Below are 20857 nucleotides of genomic sequence, written 5' to 3' on the forward strand. Positions count from 1 at the left end.
GCCCTGATTCAGGGCCATGCGGACGGTGCCTGGTGCGTTCCCGGATCCGCCCGGCTCTGATCGAGGCGAGTCATGACGCGCAGCCGGTCGTGGCCGGTGCCCGTGGCCGCAGTGGCTTCACCGGCCTGCTGCTCGGCTCGGTCAGCCAGGCCCTGCTGCAGCACGCGCACTGCTCCGTGGCGGTGGTCCGCGGCAAGGAGTGAGCACCGCCACGCGTTCCTCGCGTATGCGGCGGTCGTGCCGGTCATGAGAGTCGGCCGTCGGCGACGGTGGTTGCGGAGTGGGTGAAGGCGACGGTCAAATCCAGGGTGGTGAACGGCCTGGGCGGAACGTCGTGCTCTGCGAAGGTCTTCCGCACAGCCATGGACGGCGGAGCCGGGTGGGGCGTTGGGTCCTCCGGCCCTACTTCTGGGAACTGTGGCCCAGATCGACTGAGGTCTCACTGATCCATCCTGGTGGCACTGGAGCAATCAGCCGAGGGAAGTGATCGGCATGATGTGGTACGGCGACGGATGGGGCTGGAGCGGCTGGATCGTCATGGCGGTGTTCATGGTGTTTTTCTGGGCCGTCCTGATCGTCGGGTTCATCGCACTTGTGCGCTACCTCACCGGTGCGCGGCAGCAGCAACTGGGCTCTCCTCCACCGTCCGGTGACGGCGGGTGGCAGGACCGACGGGCCGAGAACCTGCTCGCCGAGCGGTTCGCGCGCGGGGAGATCGACGAGGACGAGTACAAACGTCGGCATGCGCTGCTTCGGGAGCACCGATGAACGCGCGCCGCCGCCGAGGAGTGTGGTCGGTGATCGCCATTGCCGCCGCGGCCTTGGTGCTGGGTGTCGCCACGACCGGTCTGATGGCCGCGTCCGGCTCCTTCCACAGGACGGGACCGGCCTCCTGGCGGGCGCAGAGCGCCCGATGCAGCGCACCGGACGCGAAAGGTAGCGCCGTCGACGTGACCGTGTGGGACATGGGGCGCATGATGGGGGGTCCGAACGGGCCCGCCCCGAACAACAGCCGTCCTGGTTGGCACGGCATGGGCATGATGCGCCTGACGGCCCACCCCGTGACGATCCCGGAGGGCACAGTGACCGTGCGGGTGGTCAATGCGGGAACCCTCACGCACGAGGTGGTCGTGTTGCCGCTGCCGACCGGCCGGGCCGCAGGAGAACGTGCCATCGGCTCCGACGGCCGGGTATCGGAGACAGGCAGCCTCGGCGAGGCGTCGCGCACGTGCGGCAGCGGTGCCGGAGACGGCATCGCCCCCGGTGCGGCAGCCTGGACCACGGTGACGCTGCGGCCGGGCCGCTATGAGCTGCTGTGCAATGTCCGGGGCCACTACGCGGCCGGGATGTACACGGAGCTGGACGTCACTCGGTGAGTGAGGGAATCGGCGGCTGCCAGAGCCGGGGGTCCGGGAGCGTTCCCGGGTGACGCTCCGGTCTGCGCGCAAGTGTCCGGTCAGACTGTCGGTTTCTTCGGGCTCCGTCGCTTGGCAGGTTTGCGCGCGGTTGCAGTGACGAGCTGCCGGGCTGACGCTCGGCTCAGCGACCGGCCAGGCAGCCGGAAAGCGGCGCAGGTCTGTGGGGAAGATGAGAATGTGAGTGATTCCGCAGGCCCTGGGCAGGCGCAACCGTCATGAGCACCCTCTATCGGAGCACGGCGGACGAGGCCGCGGAGCAGGGCCTGGATGTGCGGGCGACTCCACGTCCCGTCCCTTCGTCGGCGGAACGCGGTAGACGCGGCGGGCGGGGCTTTTCGTCGGCGCTGCGTGGTGGTGGGCGGGTGCCAGGGCTGGACGGATTGCGCACGGTTGCGGTGGCCGTGGTGATTGCCTACCACGTGGAGCCGGACCTGTTGCCCGGCGGCTCGGTGGGCGTGGATGTGTTCTTCACGATCAGCGGTTTCGTCATCACCCGGCTGCTGGTCGCCGAGCACTCCCGTACCGGTCGGATCGGGCTGTGGTCGTTCTACCGGCGGCGGTGGCTGCGGCTGATGCCGGCCTTGCTGGTGATGTGCGCGGTCACCGCCCTGCTGGCCGCGGCGTTTACGCTGCCGTTGTTCCGCGGGGTGTGGCTGGCGGTGGCGCTGGCCGTGGGTTCGGCGGTCAATGTCGTACGGGCCGGGGAGCCCGGGGCGTACTCGGGTGTCACCGCGCCGTTCGGCCACACCTGGTCCCTGGGTGTGGAGGAGCAGTTCTATCTGGCCTGGCCGCTTCTGTTGCTGGTGCTGCTGCGGCACGCGAGGGCACGGATGGTGCTGGGCTGGGTGGCGGTGCTGTGCGTCCTGCCGGTGCTCTGGCGGACGGTGCTCTGGGATCCCGCGGCGGCACATCGCATCTACAACGGGCCCGACACCCGCGCCGACCAGCTCCTCGTCGGTGCTCTGCTGGCCCTCGTTCTGGCCCGGCTGCGTGCCGAAGACCCCCGGCTGGCGCTGCTCCGCCGCTGGGCGGGACGACTGTGCTGGCCCGCGCTCGCGCTGTTGGGACTGATCGTCTGGCAGATCCCGATCACCGGGGCAAGCGGGTGGAATCCAGTCTGGTACACGGTGGGATTCCTGGCCGCCGCCGTTCTGTCGGCATGTGTGGTGGCCGCACTGGAGCTGTGCCCGCGGTCGTGGCCCTCCCGTCTGCTGTCGCTGGCCGTGCCGGTGTGGGTCGGGCGCAACCTCAGCTACGGGATGTACCTGTGGCACTACCCCCTCATCCGGCTGCTCGCCGGCCTCGGTGTCCACGACGGCTGGCTGCTCCCGGCCGGCCTTGCGGTGACACTCTGCGCGGCTCTCGCCTCGTACGCCCTCATCGAACGGCCCCTGCTGCGACGCACCCGGCTCCGCGGACGCCGACTGGAACCGGCCGTCGCCGCGGCACGTACGCCAGCCCTTTGACCAGCGCGGCTTGAAGATGCGATTGAGGTCGGACAGGTTGTGGCCGGTGGCCGCGAGAGGCAGCGCGAGCAGGGCTACAGCGGCCATCACCACCGTTGCCCGGACTCGGAATTGGCGCCAGGTCAGCCGGCTCGTCGCAGAGCCTCCCGCGCTTCGGCGACGGGGCTTGTGGTCATGGAGCGTCGCAACTGGCTCGAACGGTTCGCCGCGTGCACCGGCTGGGTGTGGCTGACCGGCGGACTGGCCGCAACGGCGGCCCTGTTCGCTGTCGGTGCCGACGCCCCCTGTTTCGGCCCCGGCGGCCTCACGAGGGCGAGGCCGGGCCCGTGCTGTGCGGCTGGTCCACCGGTGGTGTGTCGGCCGAGCTGTGGTCGGGGGAGAACCACGCGATGCCGAGCAGCAGGGCCCCGAGGAAGATCACCAGTGCGGCGAGGGCGCTCACCGTCCTCGACCGGCCTGCGGAGAGTGCGCGGCCTCCCGCACGCTGACCGCGCCGGGCCCGGTGGGCCGGAGCGGTGCCGGTGGCGGACGGGAAGGCGTAGGTGGTGACGGAGCCGGGGGGCACGTTCGTTCCGGACCGGGGCCCCGGGAGCGGCCCCAGGGTGCTCGGATGCGGCTCCGGCTCGGGGTGCGGTGCGACGGCCGGGAGGGGCTCGGGACGCCCTCTCCAGGATCCCGCGGCGAACCACTCGGCCGTCTGGCGTGCCGTGGGGCGGTCCTCGGGCCGCTTGGCAAGGAGACCGAGCAGGTAGTTCTCGAAGGCGGGCGGCAGCCCGATGCCCAGCTCCCGCGGCGGTACGGGGGGCGTGTCGAGGTGGTGGTGGAGGACGGCGATGGCGCTGTCGGCGTTGAACGGCACCCGTCCGGCGAGGAGTTGGTAGAGCACGCAGCCGAGCGAGTAGACGTCGGAGGGCGGTCCGGCGGGTTGACCCAGGGCGCGCTCGGGGGCGATGTACAGGCTGGTCCCCACGATCTGGCCGGTCGCGGTGAGTCCGCCGCCCGGGTCGTCCATGAAGCGGGCGATGCCGAAGTCGCCGATTTTCACGGATCCGACGGCGTCGAGCAGAAGGTTGCCGGGCTTGATGTCCCGGTGCACGACACCCTGTTCGTGTGCGACGGCGAGCCCGGCGGCCGCCTGGGCGGCGATGCGGGCGACCTCCTCGGCCGGCAGGGATCCCGCCTGGGCGAGCACGCGGTGCAGACTGTGGCCCTGGACCAGCTCCATCACCAGGAACAGACGGCCCTCCTGCTCGCCGAAGTCGACGACGCCGACCACGTGCGGGTGCCGGAGCCGGCCCGCGGTCTGGGCCTCCAGACGGAAGCGGGCGGCGGCGGTGGGATCGGTGTTCTGGGCGAGCAGCAGCTTGACCGCCACCGGACTCCCGAGCATCTCGTCGTACGCCTGCCAGACCTCTCCCATCGCGCCTCGCCCGATGACGGTCTCCAGCCGGTACCGGCCCGCAATCAGCACCTGTTCCTTCATCCTCACACAGTGAGACGACATGACCGCTGTCGGCCATGTCCCTCTGGCAGAGCGGGTGTTGTGGGGATGCCGCAGCTTCCACACTCTACTGGCGGGCCGACGGCGGTCAGCCGCGACCAGGACTCCGCAGCCTGGACGACCGGAGTAATGGGGCCTGCCGCACAATCCTCTGTCCGAGACCCCTGTCCCGATACCTTCGGGATCCGTGCCCGCAGGTGAGATCGTGCGCATTCTCCTCACCGCGCACGACGTGGTGCACGTTCATGAGCTGGACGGTTGGGCCGGCACGAAGGACATCGAGCTGTACGCGAAGGCCAAGACGGAGGGCTTCCAGGCGATCATCACCAATGACGCCAAGCAACTGAACCGGCCCATGGAAGTCGAGGCGATCGCGCGGTCGGAACTCCACCGCATCCAGTACCGCCAGAACAACAAGCACGGCGGTCTGGTCGGCCTCGGCACTGCGATAGCCACCGTGTGTGCCGCGCTGCCGCACGCCATTGCCGAACTCGAAGGGGCCGACGGGCAGCGGCTGGTGTCCCTCACGGCCGTCGACCCCTCGCGCCACAAGCGTCTGCAGATCACCGACCCGAAGGCGTCCCCGCCGAAGCACTGGCCCGCATCCTGAGCCCGGCGTGCCCGACGGCGTCAGCGCCGCGAGTCCGGCACCGAACTGTCTGTTTTGCGGCTGACCGTCTTGCACTGGGGCGCAGCGGTCCGGGACGGGAACCCTTTATGCCGGCAGTTGGCGTACCACGTCGTCGTCCGTCACCTCGTACACGTCGATGCGCAACAGCTTGCGAACATGCGCCGGAACGCGCTCGACGGCCTTCACGGACGAGGACGGCACCACCAGCGCGTACCGCGTGTGGGGTTCCAGGCTCGACGTCATCCGCCGCAGCAACTGCCCGTAGGCGATGTCAGCGTCGATACCCTTCTCACTGGTGCGGCCCTTGGCTTCGCAGATCAGCCGCTCATCGCCACGCACGGCTTCGAGATCGGTCCAACGGTCCGTGGGATCAACCGGTGTCCAGCCCTCGACAAGAAGCCACGTACGGAAGGCGTCCGTGACCCGGTCCTCGTCGCTGTTGCGTGCCAGGACCCTCTTCAGCGCAGCCAGGTCCGTCTCCCGGTTACGGCGCAGTCGTCCGCGACCGTCCGCATCGAGGTCGGCCGACCGGATCACGATCAGCCGCAGTCCGTGCGCGGGAATCTCCGTATCACGCCGGGCGTCGTACAGCGCCCGCTGTTCGCCCCGGTGGACGCCGCTGACAGTGAGCCTGTCGGGCTTGTCGAAGTGGGGCATGGGCTGGTCGTGCTGGAGTTCCCGGTATTCGACCACGAGTTGGTGGCCGGGCCAGTAGGCGTCGACCGGGAGTTTGGCACGCCGGCCGCCCGTCCCGGGGTCGCCCAGCAGCCAGTCGAACTTGTGCTGGATTAGTGCGGTCTCGCCGAGCACCTGGTTGCACAAGCCGACCACGTACGCCTCGTCACTGTCGTCTCTCGTTCCCATGAGCGCGCATCATGCCAGCGTTCGCAGACACCGAGGCGGGTCTTTCGAAACGGCTGCCACACCGGCACGTACGGATTTCAGAGGTCGTCTTCATCGACGGGTTCGGGCTCACCGGCGTAGGCGAGGTCGAAGACGTAGCGTTCGGTGACCGGGCAGTTGCTCCATGCCTGGGTGAGGTGGTCTTCGAAGGTGTCGTCCGTGGGGTGGTCGAGGCTGCTCTCGTAGTAGTCGGCGGTCGCCTGGCGGCCTTCCCACCAGGTGTGGCCTTCGTAGACTCCTGGGCGGGACAAGGCCATTTCGCCCGCGGGCCCGTACTCGAGTTGGTTGACGACGAGGATGCCGCTCTCGGACTCGATACTCACGGAGACTTGGCCTTCCGCGTCGGCGGGCGGAGCCGGCGGGATGTCCCAGACACGGATGGTGATCTCGACGTCGATGTCGGGTTGCAGACTGCGGATGTACAGGTGGTAGCCGTTACCGGCCACCACCTGTCTGCAAGCAGCGGCCATGGCCTCGTCGTCGCTCAGGTAGGCGTCGGCGTCGTACACCTCCACCACGCGGCGGGCCGGTGTGGCCTTGCAGCTGTATTCGGTCAGGAGTGCCATGAGCCGCTGCCCTTCTGCTAGTTGGTGATCTTCATGTAGAAGGCGTCACCGTCGAGGATCCGGTTGAGGGTGTACATGTGGTCGAGCCTGCGGCCGCCTGTCTCGTTGTCGTCGCCGTCGATCGTGATTGAGTGGATTCCTTCCCGTCGTGCGGCGCATCCCTGCCAGGATCGGACGCGTGACATACGTAGTGACCGTGGACACCCACATTCCGGAGGGCGCTCCGGAGATGGACCCCCTTCAGCGCGCGGGCGCCGTGGCGCTCATCGAGGACGGTTTCGACTCGGTCGAGGCCATCGAGGGACCCGACGGCATAGAAGTCGATCTCCTCGACAGCATCGTGGCCGTCTACCCTGGCGGAGCGCTTCTGAAAGTGTTCGTGGACGGTCCGGCCCTGGAATTCGCCGAGAAAGCCGTGCGGTCGGTTGTGGGTGAACTGCTGGAACTCTCCGAGCTGTTGGCCGACTGGCACATCGAGCGATGCGAGGTCGAACTGCACCCGGAGCTCGCGCAGGAGAGTCTCGACGCCGCCGACGGCCCCGATGCCCCGCCCGATGATCCGGCTGACCGTAAGGCCCGGCACGCGGGGCCTCCCACGGCCGAAGATGACGACTACGACGCTGAGGCACAAGCCGAGACCGTACGCGGTCAGATGCTGGCTCTGGCAGACGAACTGCGCTCCTTTCCACCCGTGATGTTCGGCGTCCTCGATGACGAAGACGACGAGGACGAAGACATCGTCAGTGAGTTCGCCGTTTCGCCGGAGGACGCCAAACTCGCTGCTGGTGCCTTGGTGTACGCGACGGACATCTTGGTGGACGAGCTGTTCCAGGACGTGCAGACCCTGACGCAGGAGGAGACCAACGCTGCGGAATGCGACTGACTCCTGTGGCACTTCGAGGACCTTCCCGAGCGATACGCCCTCCAGTACGACGCCCGCTTCGCCCGCCGCTTCCTGGTGACGGTGATCGCCATGACCACACGCTTCACGGACGGCAGCTTCCAGCAGTTGAGCTGCGTCGCCGAGGAACTCGCCCTGAGGCTCCTGCTGAATGAGACGAACGTAACCCTGGAGACCTTCGGGCTGCTCGACGACGGCGTCTCGGCCGCTCTCGACGCGTTCGCGAACAACGTCTACGAGGACATGGATCACGAGTGGCTCTACGACGATTCCATGGACGGGATTGCCGAGAGCGCCGTCGGGGCCGCTCTCGGCGTAGCGCCCATGTCGTTCAAGGCGTGGTTCACCCCGTTCAACGAAGGCAGGTATGTCCACCCGTCTGCAGCGGATGAATCCGAGGGGGCAGCGCAGTGAGGTGCCCCGAATCCTATGGCTTCATCCGTAGCGGCTTCTGGCTGGTTGTGGAGACCGGTTCCGCGGCCAGCGACGGATTGAGGACAGCGGCGAGCCATTGAGGCCAATGACCGCCCGGGTCGTGCTCCGCTCCCCAAGTCTCCAGCCCAGGTGCCCGGGCGAGTCAGTATGGGGCGGCGAGGCGGTCGGCCGGTCGCCCCGAAAATGCCCACGTCGATGTCAGTGCCTGCCCGTATCGTCATGACATGAGCAAGTCCTCCGGGAAGGCGAAGCTGAAGCGCCGCCACCACACCGTTCCGCGCCTACTCCTGCGACGATTCGCCGACGGCGAGCGTCTCGTTCGCGTCCCCCTCGACGGAAGCGAGCCCCGCTTGTGCGGGATCGCCGACGTCACAGTTCACCGCGACTTCTACTCGATGCGGGATGCGTCGGGCGAGCTCGACGACACCGTGGAAGACCTGCTCGCCGAGTTGGAGGGGAAGGCCGCGAAGGTCATCCGCAAGGTCATCAACGGGACATGGCCCCTGTTGGTCGAGGACCGGGCGATGGTCGCCGAGTGGATCGCAGCGCAGCACGCGCGGATCCCGGCCGCTCGCACAGCACACAACGAGATGGCGGACCAGCTCGGCAAGATCCTCATCGCCATGGGAGGGAAGCCCGAGATCCGTCGACGCCTCGAAGAGGACGCCGCAGGGCCCGTCTCGGATGCCGAGGTGGAGGCGCTGTGGGAGGAGATGACGGACTTCGACAGCTACTACGTCGAGATGCCGGTCAACGACCACATGGCGTCGATGGCTCAGTCCCTGAAGACGGCCTACGAGGTGTTCATGAGGCGCTCCTGGGGCCTGTGCCGGTTCCAGCGCCGGACGCTGCTGATCCCGGACCATCCGGTGACGCTGATGCGTCACCCGGAGACGTCGAGTTGGCGCGGAGTCGGCATAGGCAATGCAGCCGCGATCCTCATGCCGATCGACCGGAGGGCGGCCATCATCATGGCGTCACCCGGACCGGACTTCGTATTCCCGGCGACCACCAAGGTGGCCAAGGAGCTGAACCACCGCCTTGCGTGGAACGCGCGCAAGGAATTGTTCCACCACCCGGAGGACAACCCCCTGGAGGGGATCGAACTGCCGCCGGTGCGAGAACGCGAGATGGAGATCAGCCAGCCGCTGGAGAGCATCCTGCTGCCGGACGGCCCTGCTGGTGCCCCCGAGGACGCTGCTGCTGACGGGCCCGCCGCCTGAACCGCATACTCGGAGACCCCGGATTCGCGAAACGTGTAGCAGCCAGCCCCTGGATGTGACGCACCCCGTGCGACAGGTACTGGCACCATCTGGGAGAAGCCGATCAAGATCTTCTCCCAGATTTCTCCCAAGCGATCTCCAGGAACCACCCAGGGGCCCGACCCGCTAAGCGGATCAGGCCCCTGACCTGGTATTACAGCGTCGGGGTGGCGGGATTTGAACCCACGACCTCTTCGTCCCGAATGAGGCTCGCTCAAGATGCACACCGGGTAGTTTGGTGTTTTGCCTGGTCAGGGTGTTGGAGAGAAACGGTTTCGGGTGGTGTGGAAGGGGCTCGGGGAGCGGGTCGGCTCCCAGATGGCTCCCAGACGCCGGCACGGAGGCGTCGATGTCCCTACGCCCGGCGTGACAGGTCGTCCACCAGGAGGTCGAGGGTCGCCTCCTCATGGAGCGCGACGCCGAGGGCGGTCATGGCAGGGGCGAGATCCGCGTCCCAGTCCGCGTCGACCGGCTGGCCGTCGAGCGCCAGTTGAGGGATGCCCTCAGCCTGACTGCGAGCGGCCAGATGCTCGTAATCCGCAGTGCCCATGCGCCACGGCCGGGCTTCGTAGCGGCGGATGACCCGGTTGGCCAGAGCGATCCCCGGCCAGTCGAAGTCGCCGTGGTACGCGAAGTGGCAGCCTGTGGCGGCGAGGGCGTCGAGGAGCGTGAAGACCACGGTGGCGGCGCTGCCGGAGGTGCACACGAGAGGTTGGGCGCAGGCCGCGTCCGCCGCGGCTTCCACCACGCGCGGATTCTCACAGATGTGGATGAGCGTTCCGGCGGGGAGTCGCAGTCGGAGGTCATGCAGGTCGCGTGGTGTGACGTGAACCTCGGCGTGATGGTCGGCCCGCTCCCGCAGAGCACGCTCCCGCCAGCCCTCGCCGTCAGGCCGCAGCCCGTAAGTCAGCACCGTGCCGGAGACCTCGTCCGGCGTGACGGACACTAGCCGCCACAGAGCGCGTCGGCCAGCCGCGTCGTCGGGGAACTCGGTGCCATGGGCGAGGGCGACCCCGCGTTGGACGAGGCGTGCGAGCCAGGTACCGTCGTCCAGGCCGTGCGCGGAGCCGGTCGTCATGGCGGCGAGTTCTCCCCGGCCGCATGTGCCGTTGCGTTCGGGTGCCTCGGGTCCGAGGAGAGCGGTGAGGACTTGGACCGCCTGCTGGAGTGTCCATATCGCCGCTTCGGGCGTCACTCCTCTCGGAACACCGGCACGGCGCAGCAGGTCGTACCACTGCCGCGGCCATTCCTGGCCGGCGAGCGGGGAGGCGTCCAGTGACGAAGCAAGGGACGACCACACCTGTTCCCGCCGTGCTGCCACGTCCGCGCGGGCGGCACGGCGGTCGGTGAGTGGCGGGCCGAGTTCCTCCAGGGTCTGTCTTAGGCCGAGTCCGGCGGCCGAAGCACGTAGCCGTGCGTCGAGCACGTCGAGCCGTACGGTCACGGCGGCACCTGTGAGGGGTTTGCCCAGCAGGAGAGACAGGTCGTTGCGTTCCTGCGCGTTCATCGCGGTCAGCCGGAGCGAACCCGTGGCCTGTACGCCGTTGCTCTCCAGGCGTTTACGTGCCCCCTGCCAAAGGCGGGTGAGCCCAGGTCCCGTCAGCCAGTCGCGCGTCGCGGCGGGCAGCCCGCTCATACGGACACCAGACGCCGGTGCCGACCGTTCCAGGTGTAGTGCAGTGTGGCCACCCCGCGCGCATGGGGATCACGGAGGCACTCGTAGATGTGCAGGGACGGAACCTCGGGCCAGTTGCCCATGAGCCGCTCGCTGGTGAGGACGAAGTCGAGATCGAGGTCGACGAGGATACGGCCCAGCCGGCCGTGGGTGGGTTCGTCGACCTTGGCGAAGGCGTCGTCCAGGAGAATCAGGCGTGGCGCGTGCGGTGCCGACTCGGCGAGGCTGGTGAAGTGGGCGGCTGCCGCTGCGAAGAGCACGAGGTAGGAGAGGACTCGTTGTTCACCCTGGCTGAGACCGGTCCGCCCGGTGAGCTTCCTACGGCGGCCCGGGGCCGCGTCCTCGACCACGAAGGTGTGGAAGCGGAACCAGTCGCGGTAGTCCAGCGCGGTCCGCAGATGGGCGGCGTAACCCGCTGAGGGGTCGGCGCGGCGGGCGTCCTCGATCCGGCGTTGCAGCACCTCGCGCAGCTGCTCCGTCTCGTCGCGAGTCCTGAGGCTCGACGGACTGCGCAGCAGCTCGACGGCCGCACGCACATCCGCGTCCACGTCCTCGTCCAGCTTCCACAGCAGCTCGACACCGAGACCATGGGATGTGCGTACGGTCTTCAGGGTGTCGTTGAGAGCCGCGACCAGGTTCGCCGCGGTGATGACCTGTGCCGAGAGGTGGTCGCCGAGCTCACCGGTCAGGAACCGCTGGAAGACCTCACGTTCGCGCTCGGTGAGCCGCCCCCGGGCCTCCGCGGCCTGAACCGCGATCCGCTCGCCCACGGATGCGACGTCATGAGACCCGTGGTCGTCGACCAAGCGGCACACCTTGATTCCGTCGCGCTCCTCCAGCTGCGCGTCGAACCCTCCGGCCAGTTGGTCGCGCAGATCGGTGTGGCGGTTGAGCAGGGTGCTGTCCGACACCTCGCCCTTCGGGCGGCCGAGGGCCTGTTCCACGGCGTCGGCGAGGGCCCGAAGCGCACGCAGACGGCTGCGCACGTCCGTGCCGGGATCGTCCGACATGTACTCGGGCAGCGAGGACCGGTCAAGGCCGGCACCGAGCACCACCTCCGGTCGGCCGAGAGCCCCGCGCAGAGCGCTGCCGGTGTCGATGACCGCCGTCTCCTGGTCCGCCAGGGTCCCGCGCAGGCGCTTCTCGTCCTCTTCCGCGCGCACGCGCAGGTCGTGGAAATCGTCGCGAGCTCGTTGTGCCGCGGGGAGCGCTTGGACGGCGTGCGCGATGCGCTGCTTGGCGTCCTGCTCGCGGGAGAGGATCTCCTCCTCGGACGACCCGATGGCCTCCTCGCGGGTACGTAGGTCCTGCTCAGCGGTGCGCAGACCAGCGAGGTGGAGCCGGTAGCTCTCGTCTGCGGCCAGGCGATCCTCTCGGGCGCGTCCGTACCGGTCGGCATCGGCGTGGTTCGCGCCGAGCCGCTCCCCCGTGCCGCCGACGGCCCTGCGCAGATGCCCGACACCGCTGAGCAGGCCGGCCAGTGCGGTGCGCACACGGTCCAGGGCGGCGGGGTCGCCGGGCAGGTCGTGGGCGGTGGCGGTGGCCTCTGCCTCGGTCCGCGCCGATACCGCGAGAGCGCGTGCCTCCTCGGCCAGCCCCGCCGCCCGGGTCGCCTTGGCGGTCAGGTCGCGCAGCGTCCGCTCGGCTGATTCGGTCCTGCTCCAGGCGTCCGCGAGACTCCGCGCCCTGGGGAAGTCCCGTTCCGCGAGCGTGAGAGCCCGACGCATGGCATCGGCTACGGCGAGCTCTTCGCGGACATCGGCCAGCCGCTGTTCCGTATGCGCGATCCGCTCCTCCAACTCGGCGAGAATGCGTCGCCGAGTCTCGGCGCGTACGGCGGCCCCCACGTACTCGGTGTCGCGCTTGTCATGACGACCGCTGAGTACGCCCAGACGCCAACTGCCGTCGTAGAAGACCGCGTTGTGCGCGGAGGTCTCCTGTGCCGATGTGAGTGCGATGGTGGCCAGGAGAACCCCCACCTGCTCGGAGGTGACGCCGCAACCCGGTTCAGGGGCTGGGCGTAGGGCCGAGGCGAGAGTCGGCCCGTCGGACAGCGTGGGACCCGGCTGGAGAAGGGTGTCCCGGGTGCGCGGATCGAGAAGGACGCCGTCCGCACTCACCCACGCGTCCAGGATTCCACTCGCCTCCAGCGCCCCTTCCAGACCGGCTCGGTCGGCCGGAGCCAGGTCTTCCACGAAGTCCACGAGCCGATAGAAAGGGGCTCCACTGCCCGGCGTCCTCGCGGCGGCGCGATGGTGCGGGGCCGGCGGCTCGGGGTCGGTACGTTGCTCCCAGTCCCGCTTCTGCTCCGCCAGGTGGTCGAGTTCCTCGCCGAGCCGGTTGACGCCGAGTGCCAGGGCGTCCCGGCGTCCGGTGAGCTCCTCGCCGTACGGCTCCAACGCGGCCTGAGCGATCTGCCGCGCCTGGCTGTCGATGTCGGGCGGCAGCGTGCGGTCTGCGAAGGGCGCGTCGGTAGAGGTCTCGTGGCCGACGGTGGCGTGGACGGCGTTCAGCGACGGGCAGTCGGGACCGAGCGCATTCCGCGTGCGCGCAGCCCACTCGGCGACTTGAAGGGAGTAGGCGCCGCTCTCCTCGGCGACCTTCTGACGGCTGCCGTCGAGACGGCCGGCGGCCTCTTCTGCCTCGCCCTCCAGCCGTTCCCGCTCGGCATCGGCCTGAGCCGCCGCGGCCCGGGCCTCGTCCGCCCGTGAGATGAGGCGGGTCACCTCCTGAACCATCCGGGCCCGGTTTCTCACGACCGACTCGGCGTCCTCCAGCTGGTTCTGCCAGGACCGCAGCCCTTCCTGCGCCGTGACGGTGTCCACACGGGCCACCGATCGGTGCCGTACGGTGCGCATCTCCCCGTCCAGAGTCGTCAGTTCGGTCTCGGCGGCCTCGGCCAGAACCGTGCGCGGCAGGGCTACCGCCTCGCCGAGATGGCCGGTGGGAAGCCCCGCCTTCTCCGCCTGCGTCAGCAGCTCCCGGTGTTCGGTTCCCAGCTCGGCCAGCCGACTTCCGAGGTGTTCGACACCTTCGGCCAGCCGCTCCGCCGAGCCCTCCTCCGCGTCGTGTGCGTTCCGCAGGGTGGTGAACGCGGCCGCGGCGGCGGTGTGCAGCGCCTCCACCGTGCCGCGGCGTTCCGACAGTTCGCGCAGACTGCGGTAGGCGTGACTGGCGTGCAGGGCGGCCAGGTCGGTCCGGGCGGCCTGCTCCTCCTCACGCAGGGTCTCCAGCCGGCCCTCCGACTCCTCCTCCTGCGTCCTCAGGTCGCTCGTCCGCTGTGCGGCGTCTCCGGCTGCCCGGCGCCGCTGTGCGAGGACGCCCAGCTCGTGGCTCACTCTCTGGGCGGAGGTGCGCAGGACCCCGGCCAGGTAGCTGCGGTAACTGGTGAGGAACGTGCGCAAGGCCGCGTCGGTGCGTTCCAGGCGGCCGAGTTCGTCCCGTACGGCGTCAAGGTCATGGAGGTTGCGCGCCACCTTCTCGACGACGTCCTCGTCGAGCCCCGGCAGGGTCTCGCTCAGCAGGGAGACCAAGCCCCCGTGTTCGATCCGGTCGCCGACCGTCGGGCGCCGCAGCCGGTGGAGGAGCTGGGTGAGGTTGCGATAGCGCGTCGCGTCGGTGATGCCGAACAGTTCCCGGGCCACACGCGCACGGTGCTGGACCGCACGGTCGGTCGTGTTGTCGGAGCCGACGATCTCCTTGAGTCGGTCGACCGGCAGCGGCTTACCGGCCTCGACCAGATGCAGGTCCTCACCGATCCGCAGCGGGGTGACGAAGAACGTCGGCAGCGCCTTCTGTGTCGACTTCGAGGCGCGGATGGCGGCACCGAGCGTCAGGTGGCGCTGACCGCCGTCGTCGGCCATGCCCCGGAACTCCACCCACAGGTAGCCGAGACGGTTGGTCTGCTCGAACCCGTCCAGCATCAGCCAGGCGAGCGTGGTGCGGCCGGTGCCGGTCGCGTCCAGTGCCCGGGAGTCGCCGTCCAGAAGATACGGGAGCAGCATCTCCAGGGCCTTGGACTTGCCCGCGCCGTTCTTGCCGCGCAGCAGCAGCCGTCCGTCGCCGAAGGAGAAGTCCTGCTCGTCGTACTGCCAGACGTTCTGGATGCCCGCCCGGTGCAGCCGGAAGCGCGCGCTGGTGGATGTCGCGGGGCCGGAACGCGGCACCGGAACGAGGCCACGCGCGTCGGTGGTCATAGCGGCAACTCCTCTTGAACGTCCGTGCCTTTGCCGGCTGCGGTGGCCGGGCGCACCGTGACGTGGGTGGCGTAGCGGGCCGCTGCGGCCAGCAGCACCCAGCCGTCGCCGCCGGGCCGTGCACCATGGACATCGGTCACCGTGCGTCCTTCCGACGCCTCTTCGACGTACCCCTCCGGCAGTCCTTCGCCCTCGGCGCGCAGCCGGTCCGCGCGGGCCATCAGCCGCATGCGGACCAGCAGGTCCAGTACGGCCTCTCGCAGGGAGGGAAGGTCCTCCAGGTAGCCGCGTTGCCAGCTGCTGCGCTGCCCGTACTCGGTGATGAGCTCGGCGAGCACCTCGTCCACCAGGCCGTCCGGGACGGCCACCCCGATGACGAGCGTCCCGCCGGTCGCCGGATGCCCCGGTTCCTGCGGCCGAAGCCGTTCCACGAGCCGTTCCGCCAGCAGCAGCGCGGCCTGTGCGACGGTCCCGGTGCCCGGTAGGTGCAAATCCGTGAGCTCTTCCTCGGGGTCCACCAGCGCCACGCCCTCGGCACGGATCTCCATCTCCAGGCCCAGGAGCTCGGAGAAAGCCTGGGCTTCCCGGCGCTGCCGGGTGCGCAGCCAGTCACGCTCGGCGTCGGTCAGCTCGTCGAGGTGGACGACGGGTGTCTCGACGAGCATCCGGCGCACGTAGGTGCGTGGTCCGCCGAAGCCCGGGTCCGCTGCGCGCCGGACCAGGTCGGCGCCGTCCCGTGCCTGGGAGAGCGGGCCGGCGACGACCACGCGTGCCAGCTCCCGATCTATCGTGATCAGGGCTTCTCCGCCCGCCTCCTGCGCAAGCGCGGCCACATGGCCCTCGGTCTCGATGAGCACGCCCCAGTCGACGAGCTGGCGCAGAGCCGCGACCAGGGTCCGCTTCCCGGCCGCCCGGCCCGGTTCCTCCAGCTCGATCCCGGCGTCGGCTGCGGCCGCCCTGATATCGGCGACCAGGTGTGACAGCAGCATCTGCTCGGGCGCGGTCACCAGAACGGACAGGGCCAGCGCGAGGCAGGCGTACGTGTGCGGAGTGAACGGGGTGCCGGTGGAGCGCTCCAGCCGATGACCCGAACTTGTCCCCAGCCCCGCCTTGAACAGCCGGGCGTAGGAGCTGTCGACCAGCAGGCGGTAGCCGAGCACTTGCTGGAATCGTTTGCCCAGCCAGTCGGCGTGCCTGCGGATCAGCGGGAAGAGGTCGGCGTGGGGGCCGTCCGACGCGACCAGCGGGTGGGCGAGCAGCAGCCGGGCGGCGGTGCGGCGCTCGGCTGCCAGGGCTACGTCGTGAGTCGAGGGGAGGGTCATGACACGCTCGCCTCCGCTTCGCCCTCGACCGCGGCGGAGATACGACCGATGTCCAGCTCCAGGTCGTCCAGCAGCAGGTCGCCGTCGGCCGAGTACAGCACCGTTCGCGTGCCCGCCGTCCGGCGCACGGTGAGGCGGATACGCAGTTCGGCGTCTTCACTGCTGGCCGAGTCGAGGTCGAACCCCGCCGTCCTCTCCCCGTCCGTGCTGAGGGGCCTGCTGAGCTGTGCGTTTCCGAGCGCTGTGGCCAGCAGCTCCAGGAGCAGCCCGAGCGCCGCTGACGTGAGGCGTACCTCGGCGAACCGGCCGGACGCGCTGCGCAGTTCGTCTGCCGCCGCTGCTCTGGTCGCTGCCCGCTGACGGGCTGCCTCCATCAGCAGCTGCTTCTGTGCAGAGTGGTCCTCCACCGCTGAGGCTCGGCCCCGCTGGGCTCGGCTGCCTCTTTCGCGCAGGGCCACCGGCACCTCGACGACCGGACCGGTCCACCAGCTTGTGTAGGCGGGCACCACCTCGTCGGTGGCCGGAGGTATGCCCAGATGGCGGGCGCCGTACAGCCCGAATGCGGCGACAGCGATGTCGTGTGCGTCCCGCGGCGCCGCTTCGTCGAACCAGCGGGCCAGCCGCAGCAGATCCTTGCGCCGGGACATCTCACCGGTGGCCGACCGCAGCATCCGCTTGGCGTTGGCGAGCAGCGACTGCAACGCGCGCAGGGTGGCGTCGCGCAGCTGGTCGACCTGGCTTCCCTGGCCGTCGGTGTTGCTGAACCAGCCGCGCAGCCCCTCCCAGTCCGCGAATTCGCGGCCCCGGCTGCGCTGGATCCGGACCTCCGGGCGGCTTTCGCCCTGCGCCTGCGCCGAGAGCCCGTTGAGCCCCTGGGCGTGGGAGTCCAGCCGGTCCAGCAGAGCCGGGATGTGCGGCCACAGGGTGTCCAACGCCGCCGAGATCCGGGGCGCGCGGAACGCCACGTCCTCCGTGATCGCCTCGACGTAGTCCAGGAGCAGCTCCTTGAAGCCCTGGTACTCGGCGCTGTCCAGGTCGTAGCGGGACAGCACCTGGCCGAGGTAGGCGTAGAAGTCGCGTATGGAGTCCGCGAACTCGGTGAACTGCACGAACAGCGTGCTGATCCGCTCCAGTCCGTCCTGCGGCTCGACGCCGCCCGGCGCGGTCACGAGGTCGGCCAGCTCCCGTAGCCCGCGCTCGACCAGTGCCAGCAGTTCGTTGCTCACCTCGCGGGCGGCGTCGGCTTCGGCCAGGACCCCGTCGGCGTCCCGCTGGATGCGTTCACCCAGTTTCGAGAGCTGGTAGCGCGAGCGGGAGCGCTGGTACTCGCTGATGCTGGACGCGTTCACCGTGTGGCTGCTGCGGAGCAGGTTTCCCCACTGGACCAGCTGCTCCAGTCGGACCGTGAGGGTGTCGGCGTCGAGTACTGCGGCGGAAGCACCGGCCTGGCGCAGTTTCGCCATGATGTCTGGGACGGCGAGATCCGCCAGCAGCGTTCCGCAGAAGACCCGCATGATCGCGACATGCTCCAGCCGCTCGGGCGCGCTGAGGTACGTGTACGCGTTCAGCCGCCGCCGTGCCTCCTCGACGGCGTCCTGACCTGCACCGGATGCTGATGCCCCCATGCCCGTGAGGTTACGCGGCGCATGCGGGCGCCACCGGTGAGTGGCCGAAAATGCCACGGACGTGTGCCGGCCTGTGGCGATTCCCGTGGCAGCGGCCTCTGCGGCATGCGGGCGTTCGGCGTCCCTGGCTCACCCCGAATGGGGCCTTCGGTTTCTGTGCTGGGTGGCCTCCAGGAGAATGGGGTACGTTCAGGCCGATATCGATGGGGGCGGAAGACGGAAGGAGGCACGCGGTGTCGTACGAACCCAAACTCGCCGCGGCTCTTTCCGGCGCGACTCTGCGCCAGCTGTCCCACTGGCGCCGGGCCTCCGGGCCCAAGGGCGCCGTGCTCGTGCCCGAGATCTCCAGCGAGAGGCCGATCCTCTACTCGTTCCGCGACGTTGTCGCACTCCGCATCTGTGTGCAGCTGCGCGAAGAGGCTTCGTTGCAGAAGATCCGCCGTGCGCTGAACACGCTTCGAGAGGACCTCGGCGAGTGGGAGCACCTCTCCTCGTACAAACTCGTCGCGGGCCCGGACACGATCTATCTGGCTGAACCCGAGCACGCCGTAGACCTGATCAAGGGAGGCAACGTGGTCATCCACCAGATGGTGGATGTTCTCGCGCCCTTCTATAAGGACGGCCGCAGCATTCCCGCTCTGCTCACCCCCCGTGAGCACGTCGCGGTGGACGAGTCGGTCCGCGGCGGAGAACCGGTCATCCAAGGCACCAGGATCCCGGCGTCAGATGTCGCTGCCCTCGTGAGAGACGGCATCCCGCCGGACCAGATCGGTGAGTTCTACCCAGGAGTGACGGCCGAGGCCGCCCGGGACGCGGCCGACTTCAGCGAGTACGTCGACAGCTATGGCAGCAGCCAGCCCCGGCAGGTCGTCGCTTGAAACTGCTGCTCGACGAGAACGTGCCCCGCCCCATGGCCGAGATCGTGCGCATCCTGCTGAAGGCACATGAAGTCGTCCACGTCCACGAACTCAATGGCTGGACGGGCACGAAGGACATCGAGCTGTACGCCAAGGCCAAGGCCGACGGCTTCGAGGTCGTCATCACCAACGACACCAAGCAGCTCAGCCGGCCCCTCGAAGTAGCGGCCATCGCACAGTCGGGCCTGCATCGCATCGAGTACCGCCAGAACAACAAGCATGGTGGCCTGGTGGGCCTGGGCACGGCGATCGCCACTGTCTGCGCGGCCCTTCCTCACGCCCTGGCCGAACTCGAAACAGCCGATGGGCAGCGTCTCGTCGCCCTGACTTCGATCGACCCGACCCGGCAAAAGCGCCTCCAGATCACGGACCCGGCCGTCGTCCGGCCGAAGCACTGGCCCGGTGGCGATTCAGCTGCCGAGTCCTGACCTCTCGATTCACGAAGGTTCCCGGCCGGTAACCCAGCACACGCGATGCCAGGAAATGAGCCGGCGTCGCGCCGACTGCGCTTGTTCTCACCAGGACTCGCCGCTCAACTCTTCCTGGATCTCGGTGATGCGACGCTGGGTCGCCGCGGCGTTCTTCTGCTGACGGGCCAGCTTCGCCTTGGCAGCCGCCAGCTCCTGGGCGAGCCGCTCCTGATCAGCCTCCGCCCGCTCACGGATGGTCCCGTCATCGCGGTACGCGGGCCCTACCCGCTCACTGCTCACAACTCCGCGACGCTCCCCGCATTCTGGGCAGTCGACGACGCGGGCGGAAACGTAGCTGTGCTCGCGATGCTGGATGTGGGGCACCACGTGGTCGCAACGGAGGGTGAGGTTCCAGGTATCGAGGTCTTTCTTGCGTTCCTCCTGGGAGGGCCAGGAAGCGAACAGCCTGGCGACCTTCTCCATCTGCTTCGGTCCCACCGGCGGTGGCGGGCAACAGAAACAGCAATGCGTCACCCGAGAGCCGCTGATGCTCCACCGGCCACTCCGGCAGTCGGCGTGCCGCTCGCGGAATCTCCGGTCGGCTTCCTCGTACTCACGCCTCTCCGACTCGGACAACTTCATGAGGGGATACCAGTCCCCCAGCCCATCGTGCATAGCCTCTCCGCAGCCCCGGCAGGACTCACCGGCCGCGTACTCCGCCCAGCTGAGGCGCATATTCTCTCGCTTCCACCGCTCATCGCGCTCGCGACGCCGCTGGTCATCCGCTTCGGCATCGAGCGCCGAGCGTAGAGCACGTTTGGCAGCTCGCTGTCGGCGCTGCTCCTCCGTCAGCTTGGCCATGGGCTCCACCTTCCGCTGCGCCGCGTTCTTGTGCACAACCGCGGAATCCATGCTGGCGTGGCTGCCCCTGGTATCGCTTGCCTGTGCTCTGGATGACGACCTGTGACCAGACTCGGATCGCAAGTGGTTCTCACTTGACTGTTGTCGTCTGGTACTCGGCCGGATTCCGCGCAGTGCCCCAGGGCGCACGGCGCCGAGTTCACAAGCGCGCGAGCGAACAGGGTGGGGTGACGCCGTGATCAGGCGGGTGTCGGGACCGCCCTTTGGGAGAGCTCGACCACGGGCCTGAGTGATCAATGGATCAGGCTCCTGGCCTGCCTGGAACTTCGCCGCCGTGGTGGCGGGACTTTACCTCGTGACCTTTTCGTCCCGAATGAGGCTCGGCCAAGATCGACACCGGTTGGGTTGCTGTTTTGCCCGCTCAGGGTGTTGGCGTGCGGTGGTATTGGGTGGTCTCGAAGGGGCTTGAGGAGCGGGTCGGCTCCCAGATGGCTCCCAGGAGTCTTCCCTCTCGTGCTTCCCGTTGGGCGGAACCGGTACGCCTCGGAGATCGAGAAGGTGACTCTTGTGGACCACGTTCGACTGCTTCTGTCACGTGCCTCGCGGATAGGAGTCTGGCCTTGCCACGTTTCAGCGTCTTCTTTATGGCGAGCCGGTGCCAGGGGCGCAGCCTGTGGTTGCGTCCAAGGAAGTGGTGTACGGGTTCGACCTGATCCGGGGGTTTGCTCCGGCGTTGGGATGGTGCCCGCATAGATGAACGGCCACCGG

18 protein-coding genes and 1 pseudogene are annotated in these 20857 nt (G+C 68.8%); 10 read left to right on the forward strand and 9 right to left on the reverse strand.

What is annotated here, in order from left to right; all coding sequences use genetic code 11:
• Window positions 1-29: 29 nt before the first annotated feature.
• The 4 genes and pseudogenes from ACFY6U_RS50245 to ACFY6U_RS50260 all read left to right on the forward strand — a co-directional run.
• Window positions 30-203: pseudogene (locus ACFY6U_RS50245) on the forward strand (universal stress protein); the annotation flags it as partial.
• 289 nt (window positions 204-492) lie between these two features.
• Window positions 493-768, forward strand: a complete 276-nt coding sequence (locus ACFY6U_RS50250; RefSeq protein WP_390049627.1) for an SHOCT domain-containing protein — start codon at window positions 493-495, stop codon at window positions 766-768.
• On the forward strand, window positions 765-1376 hold the full coding sequence (locus ACFY6U_RS50255) for a sulfocyanin-like copper-binding protein (protein WP_390049588.1): 612 nt from the start codon (window positions 765-767) through the stop codon (window positions 1374-1376). Before ACFY6U_RS50250 ends, ACFY6U_RS50255 begins: the two co-directional genes overlap by 4 nt.
• A 257-nt stretch (window positions 1377-1633) precedes the next feature.
• Complete coding sequence (locus ACFY6U_RS50260; protein WP_390049589.1) at window positions 1634-2884, forward strand: acyltransferase family protein; 1251 nt, start codon at window positions 1634-1636, stop codon at window positions 2882-2884.
• Between the two features lie 304 nt (window positions 2885-3188).
• On the opposite strand, the gene ACFY6U_RS50265 is transcribed toward ACFY6U_RS50260, so the two are convergent.
• The gene (locus ACFY6U_RS50265; protein WP_390049591.1) at window positions 3189-4367 is read right to left on the reverse strand and encodes a protein kinase; all 1179 of its coding nucleotides are present in this window, start codon (window positions 4365-4367) and stop codon (window positions 3189-3191) included.
• A gap of 205 nt (window positions 4368-4572) precedes the next feature.
• On the opposite strand from ACFY6U_RS50265, the gene ACFY6U_RS50270 reads away from it, so the two are divergent.
• Window positions 4573-4995, forward strand: coding sequence for a hypothetical protein (locus tag ACFY6U_RS50270; protein ID WP_390049593.1), 423 nt, complete (start codon window positions 4573-4575; stop codon window positions 4993-4995).
• 105 nt (window positions 4996-5100) lie between these two features.
• On the opposite strand, the gene ACFY6U_RS50275 is transcribed toward ACFY6U_RS50270, so the two are convergent.
• The 3 genes from ACFY6U_RS50275 to ACFY6U_RS50285 form a co-directional block, all read right to left on the reverse strand.
• Complete coding sequence (locus ACFY6U_RS50275) at window positions 5101-5880, reverse strand: hypothetical protein (RefSeq protein WP_390049595.1); 780 nt, start codon at window positions 5878-5880, stop codon at window positions 5101-5103.
• A 77-nt stretch (window positions 5881-5957) separates the two neighbouring features.
• Window positions 5958-6485, reverse strand: coding sequence for a hypothetical protein (locus ACFY6U_RS50280; RefSeq protein WP_390049597.1), 528 nt, complete (start codon window positions 6483-6485; stop codon window positions 5958-5960).
• A 17-nt stretch (window positions 6486-6502) separates the two neighbouring features.
• Complete coding sequence (locus tag ACFY6U_RS50285; RefSeq protein ID WP_390049599.1) at window positions 6503-6670, reverse strand: hypothetical protein; 168 nt, start codon at window positions 6668-6670, stop codon at window positions 6503-6505.
• 11 nt (window positions 6671-6681) lie between these two features.
• Between ACFY6U_RS50285 and ACFY6U_RS50290 the strand changes: the two genes are divergently transcribed.
• The 3 genes from ACFY6U_RS50290 (at window position 6682) to ACFY6U_RS50300 (ending at window position 9044) form a co-directional block, all read left to right on the forward strand.
• Window positions 6682-7368: a hypothetical protein gene (locus ACFY6U_RS50290; protein ID WP_390049601.1), complete on the forward strand. Its 687-nt coding sequence runs from the start codon at window positions 6682-6684 to the stop codon at window positions 7366-7368.
• A gap of 90 nt (window positions 7369-7458) precedes the next feature.
• Entirely contained in the window at window positions 7459-7800 is a 342-nt protein-coding gene (locus tag ACFY6U_RS50295) for a hypothetical protein (RefSeq protein WP_390049603.1), read from the forward strand.
• Window positions 7801-8045: 245 nt separating this feature from the next.
• The gene (locus ACFY6U_RS50300) at window positions 8046-9044 is read left to right on the forward strand and encodes a DUF4238 domain-containing protein (protein WP_390049605.1); all 999 of its coding nucleotides are present in this window, start codon (window positions 8046-8048) and stop codon (window positions 9042-9044) included.
• 394 nt (window positions 9045-9438) lie between these two features.
• Here the strand turns inward: ACFY6U_RS50300 and ACFY6U_RS50305 are convergent, their stop codons facing one another.
• Genes ACFY6U_RS50305 through ACFY6U_RS50320 form a run of 4 tightly spaced genes read right to left on the reverse strand, consistent with a single transcriptional unit; the run spans window position 9439 to window position 17901 of the window.
• Window positions 9439-10719: a TIGR02679 family protein gene (locus ACFY6U_RS50305; RefSeq protein ID WP_390049607.1), complete on the reverse strand. Its 1281-nt coding sequence runs from the start codon at window positions 10717-10719 to the stop codon at window positions 9439-9441.
• Window positions 10716-14954 (reverse strand): TIGR02680 family protein, encoded by a 4239-nt coding sequence (locus tag ACFY6U_RS50310; RefSeq protein ID WP_390049609.1) that lies wholly within the window; start codon window positions 14952-14954, stop codon window positions 10716-10718. The genes ACFY6U_RS50305 and ACFY6U_RS50310 overlap by 4 nt, the downstream gene beginning before the upstream one ends.
• A complete protein-coding gene (locus ACFY6U_RS50315; RefSeq protein ID WP_390049611.1) occupies window positions 14951-16276 on the reverse strand; it encodes a TIGR02678 family protein in 1326 nt (441 codons plus the stop codon). Before ACFY6U_RS50315 ends, ACFY6U_RS50310 begins: the two co-directional genes overlap by 4 nt.
• On the reverse strand, window positions 16273-17901 hold the full coding sequence (locus ACFY6U_RS50320) for a TIGR02677 family protein (RefSeq protein ID WP_390049613.1): 1629 nt from the start codon (window positions 17899-17901) through the stop codon (window positions 16273-16275). The genes ACFY6U_RS50315 and ACFY6U_RS50320 overlap by 4 nt, the downstream gene beginning before the upstream one ends.
• 233 nt (window positions 17902-18134) lie before the next feature.
• On the opposite strand from ACFY6U_RS50320, the gene ACFY6U_RS50325 reads away from it, so the two are divergent.
• Together ACFY6U_RS50325 and ACFY6U_RS50330 are read left to right on the forward strand one after the other, a co-directional pair.
• Entirely contained in the window at window positions 18135-18779 is a 645-nt protein-coding gene (locus tag ACFY6U_RS50325) for a DUF433 domain-containing protein (protein WP_390049615.1), read from the forward strand.
• Entirely contained in the window at window positions 18776-19246 is a 471-nt protein-coding gene (locus ACFY6U_RS50330; protein ID WP_390049617.1) for a DUF5615 family PIN-like protein, read from the forward strand. The genes ACFY6U_RS50325 and ACFY6U_RS50330 overlap by 4 nt, the downstream gene beginning before the upstream one ends.
• 87 nt (window positions 19247-19333) lie before the next feature.
• Here ACFY6U_RS50330 and ACFY6U_RS50335 read toward each other — a convergent pair whose 3' ends face one another.
• Entirely contained in the window at window positions 19334-20089 is a 756-nt protein-coding gene (locus ACFY6U_RS50335) for a hypothetical protein (RefSeq protein WP_390049619.1), read from the reverse strand.
• Window positions 20090-20857: the final 768 nt, after the last annotated feature.

Origin of the sequence: Streptomyces sp. NPDC013157 (assembly GCF_042899865.1) — a bacterium.
In the GTDB taxonomy this organism is placed as follows: Bacteria; Actinomycetota; Actinomycetes; order Streptomycetales; family Streptomycetaceae; genus Streptomyces.

Bases quoted from the DNA above. Each gene is read 5' to 3' on its own strand.
- ACFY6U_RS50250 (WP_390049627.1), top strand. From the start codon at position 493: ATGATGTGGTACGGCGACGGATGGGGCTGGAGCGGCTGGATCGTCATG.
- ACFY6U_RS50255 (WP_390049588.1), top strand. From the start codon at position 765: ATGAACGCGCGCCGCCGCCGAGGAGTGTGGTCGGTGATCGCCATTGCC.
- ACFY6U_RS50260 (WP_390049589.1), top strand. From the start codon at position 1,634: ATGAGCACCCTCTATCGGAGCACGGCGGACGAGGCCGCGGAGCAGGGC.
- ACFY6U_RS50265 (WP_390049591.1), bottom strand. From the start codon at position 4,367: ATGAAGGAACAGGTGCTGATTGCGGGCCGGTACCGGCTGGAGACCGTC.
- ACFY6U_RS50275 (WP_390049595.1), bottom strand. From the start codon at position 5,880: ATGGGAACGAGAGACGACAGTGACGAGGCGTACGTGGTCGGCTTGTGC.
- ACFY6U_RS50280 (WP_390049597.1), bottom strand. From the start codon at position 6,485: ATGGCACTCCTGACCGAATACAGCTGCAAGGCCACACCGGCCCGCCGC.
- ACFY6U_RS50285 (WP_390049599.1), bottom strand. From the start codon at position 6,670: ATGTCACGCGTCCGATCCTGGCAGGGATGCGCCGCACGACGGGAAGGA.
- ACFY6U_RS50295 (WP_390049603.1), top strand. From the start codon at position 7,459: ATGACCACACGCTTCACGGACGGCAGCTTCCAGCAGTTGAGCTGCGTC.
- ACFY6U_RS50300 (WP_390049605.1), top strand. From the start codon at position 8,046: ATGAGCAAGTCCTCCGGGAAGGCGAAGCTGAAGCGCCGCCACCACACC.
- ACFY6U_RS50305 (WP_390049607.1), bottom strand. From the start codon at position 10,719: ATGAGCGGGCTGCCCGCCGCGACGCGCGACTGGCTGACGGGACCTGGG.
- ACFY6U_RS50310 (WP_390049609.1), bottom strand. From the start codon at position 14,954: ATGACCACCGACGCGCGTGGCCTCGTTCCGGTGCCGCGTTCCGGCCCC.
- ACFY6U_RS50315 (WP_390049611.1), bottom strand. From the start codon at position 16,276: ATGACCCTCCCCTCGACTCACGACGTAGCCCTGGCAGCCGAGCGCCGC.
- ACFY6U_RS50320 (WP_390049613.1), bottom strand. From the start codon at position 17,901: ATGGGGGCATCAGCATCCGGTGCAGGTCAGGACGCCGTCGAGGAGGCA.
- ACFY6U_RS50335 (WP_390049619.1), bottom strand. From the start codon at position 20,089: ATGGCCAAGCTGACGGAGGAGCAGCGCCGACAGCGAGCTGCCAAACGT.